The sequence below is a fragment of the Sulfuriferula sp. genome, assembly GCF_054605375.1.
This window is the reverse complement of record NZ_JBTSEG010000014.1, coordinates 67,240-79,000: the sequence shown is the minus strand read 5'-3', so window position 1 is coordinate 79,000 and position 11,761 is coordinate 67,240. Positions and strand designations below refer to the sequence as shown.

The 11,761-nt window shown below is 57.4% G+C and carries 9 protein-coding genes; 7 read left to right on the top strand and 2 right to left on the bottom strand.

Going from position 1 to position 11,761, the window contains the following annotated elements:
- The first annotated feature begins 230 nt into the window (after positions 1 to 230).
- Positions 231 to 965: a DUF4136 domain-containing protein gene (locus ACYCZJ_RS09720; protein ID WP_461554021.1), complete on the top strand. Its 735-nt coding sequence runs from the start codon at positions 231 to 233 to the stop codon at positions 963 to 965.
- Positions 966 to 1,165: 200 nt separating this feature from the next.
- Complete coding sequence (locus tag ACYCZJ_RS09715) at positions 1,166 to 1,378, top strand: DUF3820 family protein (RefSeq protein ID WP_461554020.1); 213 nt, start codon at positions 1,166 to 1,168, stop codon at positions 1,376 to 1,378.
- Positions 1,379 to 1,382: 4 nt separating this feature from the next.
- Here the strand turns inward: ACYCZJ_RS09715 and ACYCZJ_RS09710 are convergent, their stop codons facing one another.
- Complete coding sequence (locus ACYCZJ_RS09710; RefSeq protein ID WP_461554019.1) at positions 1,383 to 1,910, bottom strand: DUF3617 domain-containing protein; 528 nt, start codon at positions 1,908 to 1,910, stop codon at positions 1,383 to 1,385.
- Between the two features lie 160 nt (positions 1,911 to 2,070).
- On the opposite strand from ACYCZJ_RS09710, the gene ACYCZJ_RS09705 reads away from it, so the two are divergent.
- On the top strand, positions 2,071 to 3,717 hold the full coding sequence (locus ACYCZJ_RS09705) for a SagB/ThcOx family dehydrogenase (protein ID WP_461554018.1): 1,647 nt from the start codon (positions 2,071 to 2,073) through the stop codon (positions 3,715 to 3,717).
- A gap of 45 nt (positions 3,718 to 3,762) precedes the next feature.
- Here ACYCZJ_RS09705 and ACYCZJ_RS09700 read toward each other — a convergent pair whose 3' ends face one another.
- Positions 3,763 to 4,314, bottom strand: a complete 552-nt coding sequence (locus tag ACYCZJ_RS09700; RefSeq protein ID WP_461554017.1) for a glycine zipper 2TM domain-containing protein — start codon at positions 4,312 to 4,314, stop codon at positions 3,763 to 3,765.
- 319 nt (positions 4,315 to 4,633) lie between these two features.
- On the opposite strand from ACYCZJ_RS09700, the gene ACYCZJ_RS09695 reads away from it, so the two are divergent.
- From ACYCZJ_RS09695 to nirB, 4 genes are all read left to right on the top strand, one after another.
- Positions 4,634 to 7,354 (top strand): nitrate reductase, encoded by a 2,721-nt coding sequence (locus tag ACYCZJ_RS09695; RefSeq protein WP_461554016.1) that lies wholly within the window; start codon positions 4,634 to 4,636, stop codon positions 7,352 to 7,354.
- A complete protein-coding gene (gene ybiB, locus ACYCZJ_RS09690; RefSeq protein WP_461554015.1) occupies positions 7,351 to 8,334 on the top strand; it encodes a DNA-binding protein YbiB in 984 nt (327 codons plus the stop codon). Before ACYCZJ_RS09695 ends, ybiB begins: the two co-directional genes overlap by 4 nt.
- 203 nt (positions 8,335 to 8,537) lie before the next feature.
- Positions 8,538 to 9,293 carry a uroporphyrinogen-III C-methyltransferase gene (gene cobA / locus ACYCZJ_RS09685; RefSeq protein WP_461554014.1) on the top strand — a complete coding sequence of 252 codons (756 nt, stop codon included), beginning with the start codon at positions 8,538 to 8,540 and terminating at the stop codon, positions 9,291 to 9,293.
- A gap of 28 nt (positions 9,294 to 9,321) precedes the next feature.
- A complete protein-coding gene (gene nirB, locus ACYCZJ_RS09680; protein WP_461554013.1) occupies positions 9,322 to 11,751 on the top strand; it encodes a nitrite reductase large subunit NirB in 2,430 nt (809 codons plus the stop codon).
- The last annotated feature ends 10 nt before the right edge of the window (positions 11,752 to 11,761 follow it).

Below are 11,761 nucleotides of genomic sequence, written 5' to 3'. Positions count from 1 at the left end.
GGATGAGTGCGCCTGGAGATCGGGAAAATGGGTTAAATAGGGCGAAGAACGCCAAAAGCAGTGAGGAAAATTGCATTTCCTGAGCATTTCACACTGCCGTTTGAAAATTTGAAGCGGAGCCGTCTGCTGCTGCGCGGCAGGCGGGGTTGTTCAGAGCATCCCTAGGTGTCTACAGCTGCATTTGTATCCCGCCTTGCGCTAGCAAGGCTAATCACTCTTAAAAGGCATCTATGCATTTCATAAAAACTATCGGCGCAACGCTAATTGTGTGTGCAGCCTTGCTTTCAGGCTGTGCAACAATACAACCTCTTCGATTTCATTCAAGCATTGACTCACTCGCTCAAGCAGACGCAAATATAAAGAAACGCTACGTCCTTATGCCCGGAGGAAAAAAGGAGGAAGTCGGCGATCTTCAATTCCAAGAATTTGCCGCGTATATCGACAAGGCTTTAACCGCGAATGGATTCGTGAAGGTGAACACTTTTCAGGGTGCAGATGTTGTAATTTTCCTTTCTTATGCAATCGGTGATCCGCAAACATATCAGCACACCTACTCACTACCGACGTGGGGTCAAACTGGCGTGTCCTCCGCAAATACTTATGGAACAGTTTCTTCATATGGGAGCACCGTGACTAACTCTGGTGTCACAACGTATACCCCAACATACGGGGTTACTGGCTCTACTACTCAAATTGCTACTGACACGAATTACACAAGGTTTCTGTTTCTCGAAGCTTATGATGCTGCGACTTACGCCAAAGAGAAAAAAATGAATCAGGTTTGGAAAACAAGCGTGGTCAGCATCGGCTCAAGCAACGATCTCCGACTAGTCGTACCATATATGGTTACGGCGATGAAGCCGTATTTAGCTACAAATACAGGCCACAAAATCGAGGTGGATGTTCTTGTAGATGACCCTGCTGTTCAACTTCTTCGCGGCGGTCAATCATCGGTTACCAAGTAATGCATTCTAGAACGCCCCAGCTGACGGGGTGATGCCCAGCTAAGCCGACTATTGAGTATCCGTTCAAAGAGATCAATCGGCTGTTTTGGACTGTTGTTGTATATTTTTTGATTCTCAGTTAGAACTGAGGCGCAAAGCGAGCCGTACCCATTTTCAGCACACTTCGATCGCGTTAAATCGCCCCGTTAATCCCGATAGCGATGAACCCCGAAGATTTACAACGCCTGGTCACCCTAGCCATGCCTTACGGCAAGTACAAAGGCCGCCTGATTGCCGATCTGCCCGGCCAGTACCTTAACTGGTTTGCCCGGGTGGGCTTTCCGCCCGGCGAAATCGGTCGACTGCTGGCACTGATGCAGGAGATGGATCACAACGGCCTGTCGTCCCTGCTTGATCCTCTACGAAAACGCTAAGGCTTCACTGCGGCGGTTTTACCGCGCCGCAATCGGCACTGGTCCATTTGCCGGTGATATCGGCGTGTTCTTTAACCGGCGCGCCTTGAGCGACGCCTTCGAAGTCAGTCCGCCCGGTGAAGCTCTCGGGGTTAGCGAACACCGCTTCTGCGGTGCCGTTGCCTTTCAGCTTGGGATTGGCACAAACGAAATCCCAGGTGTATTTGTTGCCGGCATGGGTGGCGTTTTGGGCGGCGCATCCGGATTTATTCTGATAAAAGCTGGGCGGGACTTTTTCGTCGGCCATTTTCTGGGTGACGCACACATTGGACGTGGCTGCACCGTTTTGAATGGGCGGGATATCCACGCCGTGCTGCTTGGCCAGGTTCATCAACATCTGCATTTGGTCGGGCGGAATCTGCGACACCAGCTTCAACAGGTTCGAGGTGGTGGTGATTTCCCATAATCCGGGACGCATGTCATTTTCTGCCGCGCTGGCAGTCGATATCCACGCCGAGGAAACGAAAACAAGAGCGATAAGGGTTTTGTGCATTAGGACTCCACAAGTTAATAGTTACACATCAGTTTCAGAAAGCGTATCACCAAGCAAGTTCAGCGTATTGCCGATTTGGCAAAATGTTTGCCATTACCTCGCGCACACCCTAGCCTAGGTGTTGTATTCGCTCCGGCTTAAATTGCTATCAAGTTAAAATATGCAAAACGATCTCGACACCGTGCTGGCCTACCACCAGCGCACCAAACATCATTTCCAGCACTATGCTGCCGGACCCGGCGGGCTGGACTGGAAAAACCAGCCTGACCCTTTCCGCACATTTGCGGGCAACCCGCAGTTGGCGCTGCCATTGCTGGCTGCTGCGCCACAGCCGCCTTATGACGATTTGTATCGGCCGGGGGAAATTGCACCGCAAGCATTAACGCTGAACAGTATCGCCGCCCTGTTCGAGCTTGCTTTCGGCCTCTCCGCCTGGAAGCAGTACGATGACACGCGCTGGGCGCTGCGCTGCAACCCGTCCAGCGGCAATCTGCACCCGACCGAGGCGTATCTGGTGAGTGCGGGCTGCGAGGGGATCGAGGACGGCGTGCATCATTATGTGAGCCGCGACCATCTGCTCGAGCAGCGCTGCCGCTTCGATACAGCAAGCAACAGTAGTGAGCGAATTTTGCCGCCCGATTCTTTTCTGGTCGGGCTGTCATCAGTCCATTGGCGCGAAGCCTGGAAATACGGCGAGCGCGCGTTTCGTTACTGCCAGCATGATGTCGGTCATGCCATCGCTGCTGTGCGCTATGCTGCGGCCACACTGGGCTGGCAGATGCGTTTGCTGAGCACATGCAGCGACGCCCAGATCGGCGCGCTACTCGGCACGGATCGGGGCGCGGATTTTGGCACGGCTGAGCGGGAATCGCCGGATGTGATTCTGCTGGTAAGCACGTCGATGCCGGGTGGTGCAGTTATCGAACCCGACACTGCCGCACTGATGAGGGCTGCCCAAGGCGGCCAATGGCAGGGACACGCAAATGTCCTCGCCGAACACCACTCGCACCAATGGCCGGTAATCGATGAAGTGGCACTGGCCAGCGCGAAACCCGCAACGCAGGAAACAGCGTGGCTGGCCCCCGCTCTGCCTGATCCGCTGGCGAGCAAGTGTAACCACAGCGCTGTCGAAATCATCCGTCAGCGGCGCAGCGCGCAAGCCTTTGATGGCGTCTCCACGTTATCTGCCGAGGCTTTCTACCGCATGCTCGACATGACCTTGCCACGCCGCGCCGCACCCCCTTGGGACGCCATCGCATGGACGCCGCGCGTGCATTTGCTGCTGTTCGTGCATCGCGTTGATGGCGTGGCGCCCGGGCTGTATCTTTTTCTGCGTAATCAAGAGATCGAAGCGAAGCTGCGGGCAGGTTTGAACCCCGAATATGAATGGCTGCCAACGCCAAGCTGCCCGGCGCATTTCTCGCTGTTCCGGTTGGTGGCAGCGGATGCCAAAAATGCAGCGCGCGCCCTGTCGTGCCATCAGGATATTGCCGCCGATGGGGCATTCAGCGTAGCCATGCTGAGCGAATACGACACCGAGCTGGCAACAACGCCATGGGTCTACCGCCGGCTATTCTGGGAGGCCGGGATATTGGGACAAGTGCTTTATCTGGAGGCTGAGGCAGCCGGGGTACGCGGTACCGGCATCGGCTGTTACTTTGACGATGCGGTCCATGATCTGCTCGGCATCAAGACGCCTTTTGTGCAGAGCATGTATCACTTTACCGTGGGGACGGCGCTTGAGGATACGCGTTTGCAGACGCTGCCTGCCTATGCGCATCTGGATCGGGCTAACGTGAATCAGTGAGCGCGACGATGGCTGGGTGATCTGCCTCCGTCGCGCCGCACATTCTCAGGAGGGGTTTTGGGTCACTGCGGGGGTCAGAACCAATTGACCATCCTTGACCGGAATGCGCTGGCCCGGATCATGATCCATGCGCACCACGCCCTGTTTCTCACCCAGATGGTAGGTCACGTTGTAACCCAGAACTTTCTTGTGGTTGCTGTATTCCGTTCTGCAACGCGTTTCCATCACTGTCTGGCGATCGGATTCCTGCATGTTTTTCTGCACCCGGTTGCCGGCATAGCCGCCGGCTGCCGCCCCGGCTACGGTTGCCACGGTTTTGCCGGTGCCGCCGCCGACCTGATTACCCAAAACGCCGCCCAATACCGCGCCGATCGCGGTCCCTGCCAGGCGTTCCTGATCTTTCACGGGTGCCTGCCGGGTCACGGCTTCTTCCCCGCAAACCTTATGCGGGGTGCGAACATTTTTGGTCAGCGGCTCAACATTAACCACATCGGCATAAGCCGGTTCGTGATGCAGCACTTTATACCCTGCAACCCCACCGATAGCGGTGACCGCTGCTGCGCCTGCTACTACGCCAATTAACATTGATTTGTTCATTATGACTTCCTCCTGATTGCACTCTGCAAATTGCAGTGCTCATCGTAGCAGCATAATTCATTCGGTCCTGTTTCAAATCGTTTCAAAATAAATCTGTAATACGAGGCCGGATAGGGATTTGACATCCTTTCCAAGGCGGATCATTTCGATTCTTTTGCCCATCACACAAGTCGGTAAAGACTGCGCACCCAAGTAGTGCGCCGTATGCGCATGGCGCACCCAAATCAGGCAGGCTGTCCGCCTGCCTGGGTGCTGGGAAGAAAATCTCTTTGATCCAAAAGACAATATATTCTGGCATGACGATTGCTCAAAACATCGTATGACTTCCTTGCATTCACCCAAACTGATTCAATCCACCTGCGCTTATTGCGGCGTCGGTTGCGGCGTACTGATCGAAACCGATGGTGCCAGCATCACCGGCGTGCGCGGCGATCCTGACCATCCTGCCAATTTCGGCCGTCTGTGCACCAAGGGTTCGACCCTGCATCTGGCAGCCACACAGACCGACGCTCGCGCGCTTTACCCCGAATTGCGCAACGCACGTGGCGCAACACGCGAGCGCGTATCGTGGGACAGCGCGCTTGACCATGCCGCCAGCCGCTTTGCCGAAATTATCCGCACCCATGGGCCTGACGCAGTGGGCTTTTATATCTCCGGCCAGCTGCTGACCGAGGATTACTACGTATTCAACAAGCTGGCCAAAGGCTTGATCGGCACCAACAACGTCGATACCAATTCACGCCTGTGCATGTCCAGCGCGGTTACCGGTTACAAATCCACACTGGGCGCGGACGCGCCGCCAGCCTGTTATGACGATATTGCCAGCACCGACTGCCTGTTCATCGCCGGATCGAACACAGCCTACGCACACCCCGTCGTGTATCGCCGCATCGAGGATGCACGCAAGGCGAACCCCGGTCTGAAAGTAATCGTGGTGGATCCGCGCCGTACCGACACGGCACGCGAGGCCGACCTGCACCTGCCCATCCTGCCCGGCACCGATGTGGCGCTGTTCAACGCCATGCTGCATGTGATGCTGTGGGAAGACATGGCCGATACCGCCTATATCGCCGCGCATACCAATGGCTTCGATGCGCTGCGCACCATGGTACGCGAATATTCGCCCGAGACCGTGGCTGGTCTGTGTGGCGTACCCGCGGCGGACATCATCACCGCCGCGCGCTGGTTCGGGAAATCGCCCGCCACACTGTCGCTGTATTGCCAGGGTTTGAACCAATCCAGCCACGGTACCGACAAGAACGCTGCGCTGATCAACCTGCACCTTGCCACCGGCCAGATCGGCCGCCCCGGTGCCGGACCGTTTTCGCTCACCGGCCAACCCAACGCGATGGGCGGACGCGAAGTGGGCGGCATGGCGAACTTGTTGTCCGCGCATCGTGATTTGACTAACCCGTTACATCGCGCCGAAGTGGCGGCATTATGGGGTGTTGATTCAGTCCCGGAAACGCCTGGCAAGACCGCCGTGGAAATGTTTGAAGCGGTCGCCCGTGGCGAAATAAAAGCATTATGGATTGCCTGTACCAACCCGGCGCAGTCGCTGCCCAACCAGGCACTGGTCCGCGCCGCGCTGGCGGCCGCCGAATTCGTGGTAGTGCAGGAAGCCAACGCATTTACCGAAACTGCCGAGTACGCCGATCTGCTGTTGCCCGCCGCTACGTGGGGCGAAAAGGAAGGCACGGTAACCAACTCGGAACGTCGCATCACGCATTTGAAGGCGGCCATTCCCGCGCCCGGCGAGACCCGCCCGGACTGGGAAATCGCCACCGATTTTGCCCGCCGTCTGGGTGCGCACTTGGAGATGCCCGCCAATAGACTGTTTCCTTACGCGAATGCAGAAGCCGTGTTCAACGAACACCGCGAATCCACGCGCGGGCGCGATCTGGATATTACCGGGCTGTCCTATGCGCTGCTGGATCAACAGGGCCCGCAGCAATGGCCGTTCCCGGAAGGGGCAACAGCGGGCAAACCGCGCCTATACGTTGACGGCATCTATCCCACCGCCGATGGCCGCGCCAAATTTGCCACGCCGCGTTACCTGCCCACCGCCGAAGTGATTAACGCCCGTTATCCGCTGCATTTCAACACCGGCCGTCTGCGCGATCAGTGGCACGGCATGAGCCGCACCGGCATGGTGGCACGACTGTTCAGCCACGTGGAAACACCGGCTTTATCCATGCACGCCGATGATATGGCACGACGCAGTCTCAAGGACGGCGATCTGGTACGCGTGAAAAATCCGCGCGGCGAATTGCTGGTGCCAGTGGAAGCCAGCGAAGAGATGCGCGTCGGACAGGTATTCATGCCCATGCACTGGGGGGGTCGCTACATGAGCGGCTTCGGCGTCAATACCGTTACTGCCGACCAATGCGACCCGGTGTCGCACCAACCGGAACTCAAACATGCGGTCGTGCAGGTCGAGAAAGCACCATTGCCGTGGCATATGGCGGTGATGCGACGCGATCACGCGGTGGCGCGCATGTTGCGCATTCAGCCGCTGTTGTCGCGTTTTGATTACGCCAGTTGCGGCCTGTATGGCCGCGACAATCCGTTGCTGGTATTGCGGGTGGCCCACGGCACACCGCTCTCAGCGGAGATGCTGGCGGAAATCGACGCCCTGCTCGACATGCAGGATGAGGCCAGCATCATGCGCTATGATGACCCCCGGCGCGGCATTTCCAAACGCGTCATGGTGGAAGACGGGCGTGTCGTCGGCGTGCGCCTGACCGGGGAAATCGCGGCACGCGACTGGCTTAAGGAAATGATGGCAGAGGGGGTGGAAATTGCGCCATTACGCAGCTGGGTGCTGGCACCGGTCGCCACACCACCTGCCGGCAGTCATCGTCGCGGGCGCATTATTTGCAATTGCCTTGATGTTCCTGAAACCCGGATTCTGGAAACGTTGGCGCAAGGTGCGGATTTGACCGCCTTGCAGGCCAGTCTCAAATGCGGCACTGAATGCGGCTCTTGTGTCCCCGAACTGAAGCGCATGGTTTCTGTGCATAAACAGGAAGCCGCATGAGTTATTCCGCCATTCTCAAAGAAATCGCCCGTGGCGTGCATGGCGCGCGCGACCTGACCCTGGACGAAGCCGAACAACTGTACGGTGCCATGCTCGACGGTGGCGTACCGGAACTGGAGCTGGGGGCGATCCTGATTGCGCTGCGCATGAAAAGCGAATCACCGGACGAACTGCTCGGCTTTTATCAGGCACTGGAACGCCGCGTATATCAGCTGGATGCGCCAGGCGGCACGGTACGGCCGGTGGTACTGCCCACCTACAACGGCGCGCGGCGCCAGGCTAATCTGGTGCCGTTATTGGCGCTGCTTTTGGCCAAATTCGGCGTCCCGGTGCTGATACATGGCACGCTGGAAGGCGGCGGCCGGGTCGCCACCGCCTATATCCTGCGCGAGCTGGGCATCCTGCCTTGTGCGAATGTGCGTCAGGCCAACGAGGCATTGGCGCGCGAGCGCATCGCTTTCGTCCCCACCGCGGCGCTGTCGCCGGGACTGGCCAACCTGCTGGCACTGCGCAACCGCCTCGGGGTGCGTAATTCTGCGCATTCACTGGTCAAGATGATTGACCCGTTTGGTGGCAACAGCTTGCGTCTGGTCAGTGTATCGCATCCGGATTATCTGGAAAAAATGCGTGACTTTTTCCAGTCGACTGGCGGCCGGGCATTATTGTTGCGCGGCACCGAAGGCGAGGCTTTCGCCAATCCCAAACGCCGTCCCGACCTGCAGTATTTTGATGACGGCGCACAACAAATGCTGTTTGAGGCCGAAGCCGGTCCGCTCAAGTCGCTGCCTAACCTGCCCGATTCCATTGATGCGCCAGCAACCGCTACCTGGATACGTGAAGCCATGTCCGGGCAACATCCCATCCCGCTGCCGATGGTCAACCAGCTGGCCTGTTGTTTGTATGGCGCCGGCTACACTACCGACATGAATCAAGCCAAGGCGATTGTCGCCATGGAAACCGCCAGCCTGGCTGCTGCCTGAATTTTTTCGATCACTATTTTTAGACCCAACCCATCATGGTGCATGCGGATTTGCATTGCACTGCATGAGTGCGGGCCTCAACCGGCAACCCCATGAAAAAAATACAAAATATTAAACATTAACAATGTGTTATTAACAAATACATGAATGGGCACAAGTATTGCTTTGCAGAGATTGATTGGTTTTTAAAATTAAGGCACATCATGCGAACAGGCAAAGTTTATCTGATTGGTGCGGGTCCCGGTGACCCCGAACTGATGACATTAAAAGCAGTGCGTTTGCTGAACTCGGCGGATGTGGTTCTGGTCGACGATCTGGTGAACCGTGCCGTGCTGGTACATGCCCGCATGGACGCACGGATTATCGAGGCCGGCAAGCGCGGTGGTTGCCAGTCCACGCCGCAGGATTTTATTCATCGTCAGATGATCAATGAAGCGCGTACAGGTAAGGTGGTTGCACGGCTCAAGGGTGGCGACCCGTTCATGTTCGGACGCGGCGGCGAGGAGATTGAGGCCTTGCGCGCAGCAGGTATCCCGGTAGAAATCGTCAGCGGCGTCACTTCCGGGATTGCCGCACCGGCCACGCTGGGCATTCCGGTTACCCATCGCAACTGGGCGCCGGGCGTGACTTTCGTCACCGGCCACGCGCGCGACGGCAACAGCGTGAACTGGGCCGCGCTGGCAGCGGCACGTACCACGCTGGTGATTTACATGGGTATCAAAAACCTGCCGGAAATCGTGGCGCAACTGATGGAAGCCGGTTTGCCCGCCACCACGCCAGCAGCCGTCATACAAAACGGCACGCTCGCCGAACAGCAACACATCAAAAGCAGTTTAGGCAACCTGCAAGCCGCGACGCAGCAGGCTGGCATTGGCAGCCCGGCCATCATGGTGATTGGCGAAGTCGCCAGCCTGGCTCACATCGAAACCTTTACAGAGATTGCCGTCAAGGCCGCGTAAATGAGCTTAACCCCTGGAGTGTATTGCAATGCAGAAAATGAAACTGGTCATGGTAGGCAACGGCATGGCGGGTGTTCGCACCCTGGAAGAACTGCTGAAACTGGCGCCGGATTTATATGACATCACGGTATTCGGTGCCGAGCCGCATGCCAACTACAATCGCATTCTGCTGTCGCCGGTGCTGGCGGGCGAGCAGACCATTCAGGACATCATGCTGAATGATGTGGATTGGTACCGCGACAACGGCATTACGCTTCATCTGAACAAGAAAATTACCCATATCAATCGCAAGCAGCGCTTGGTTACTGCGGGCGATGGAACCGCAGTGGAGTATGACCGGCTCATTCTCGCCACCGGTTCCAACCCGTTCATCCTGCCCATTCCCGGCAATGACCTGCCCGGCGTGATCGGCTATCGCGACATTGCCGATACCGATGCCATGATCGATGCCGCCAAGCTACACAAGCACGCCGTCGTGATCGGCGGCGGCCTGCTCGGGCTGGAGGCTGCCAATGGCCTGAAATTGCGCGGCATGGACGTATCCGTCGTGCACATCAATGAATGGCTGATGGAACGCCAGCTGGACAAGTCTTCCGCCAAACTGCTGCAAAAAAGTCTGGAAGACAAGGGGCTGAAGTTCCTGCTGAAAAAAAACACGGCCGAGCTGGTGAGCGGTGAATCCGGACGCGTCGCCGCAGTTAAATTCAAGGATGGCGAAACCGTGCCAGCCGACCTGGTGGTGATGGCCGTGGGCATCCGCCCCAATACCGCACTGGCGGAATCAGCCGGCATCCACTGCAATCGCGGCATTGTAGTGAACGACACCATGCAAACCTACGATCCGCGCATCTACGCCGTGGGCGAATGCGTCAACCATCGCGGCACCGCTTACGGGCTGGTGGCGCCGCTGTTCGAAATGGCCAAAGTCGCCGCCAACCACCTGGCCGAGTTCGGCATCGGACGCTACACCGGCTCGGTCACTTCGACCAAGCTGAAAGTCACCGGCATTGATCTGTTCTCTGCAGGAAATTTCACTGGTGGTGAAGGCTATGAGGAAATCCTGATGTCCGACCCGGTGGGCGGCGTCTACAAAAAGCTGGTGATCCAGGACAACAAGCTCGCCGGTGCCGTGATGTACGGGGATACCGTGGACGGCACCTGGTACTTCCAGCTGCTGCGCGAAGGCCGCAACATTTCCGACATCCGCGACCATCTGATGTTCGGCCAGAGCCATGTCGGCGATCTCGGCCACACCGGCCACAACCGCGCTGCGGCGATGACCGACGAAATGGAAATCTGCGGCTGCAATGGCGTATGCAAAGGCAGCATCGTCAAGGCGATCAAGGAAAAAGGCCTGTTCACGCTGGAGGACGTGCGCAAGCACACCAAGGCCTCTTCTTCGTGCGGTTCCTGTACCGGGCTGGTGGAGCAATTGCTCGCTTCGGTGCTGGGCGGCGACTATTCGGAAGCGCCCAAAACCAAGTCCATCTGCGGCTGCACTGACCATACCCATGCCGAGGCACGCGCGGTCATCCGCGACAACAAATTGCTGTCCATTCCGGAAGTCATGGATTTTATGGAATGGCGCACGCCCAACGGCTGCTCGACCTGCCGTCCGGCATTGAACTACTACCTGATTTCCACCTGGCCGGGCGAGGCGGCGGACGACCCGCAATCGCGCTTCATCAACGAACGCGCCCACGCCAACATCCAGAAGGACGGCACTTATTCGGTGATCCCGCGCATGTGGGGCGGGCAGACCAATTCCAGCGAATTGCGCCGCATCGCCGATGTTGCCGACAAGTACGCCATTCCTACGATGAAAGTCACCGGCGGTCAGCGTATTGATCTACTCGGGGTTAAAAAAGAAGATTTGCCCGGCGTATGGGCCGACCTGGACATGCCGTCCGGCCATGCCTACGGCAAGGCGCTGCGCACCGTAAAGACCTGCGTGGGCAGCAAATGGTGCCGTTTCGGCACGCAGGATTCCACCCAGCTCGGCGTAGATCTGGAAAAAGCGCTGTGGAAAATGTGGGCGCCGCACAAGGTCAAGCTGGCGGTGTCCGGCTGCCCGCGCAACTGTGCCGAAGTGGCGATCAAGGACGTCGGCATCATCGGCGTGGATTCCGGCTGGGAAATCTACATCGCCGGCAACGGCGGCATCAAGACCGAAGTCGCACATTTCTTCGTCAAGGTGAAGACTGCTGAAGAAGTGATGGAATATACCTCCGCTTTTCTCCAGCTTTACCGTGAGGAAGGCTTCTACCTGGAACGCACCGTGCATTACTTCAATCGCGTCGGCATGGATTACATCAAGCAGCGTGTACTCGAAGACGCAGCGAATCGACGCGAACTGCACGCACGGATGATATTTGCATTGCAGGTGGAAAAAGACCCGTGGGTGGAACGCGCCAAAGAAGGTGTTCTGAAACACGAATTCGAGATGCTGACGGTTTAAACTTTTGTGG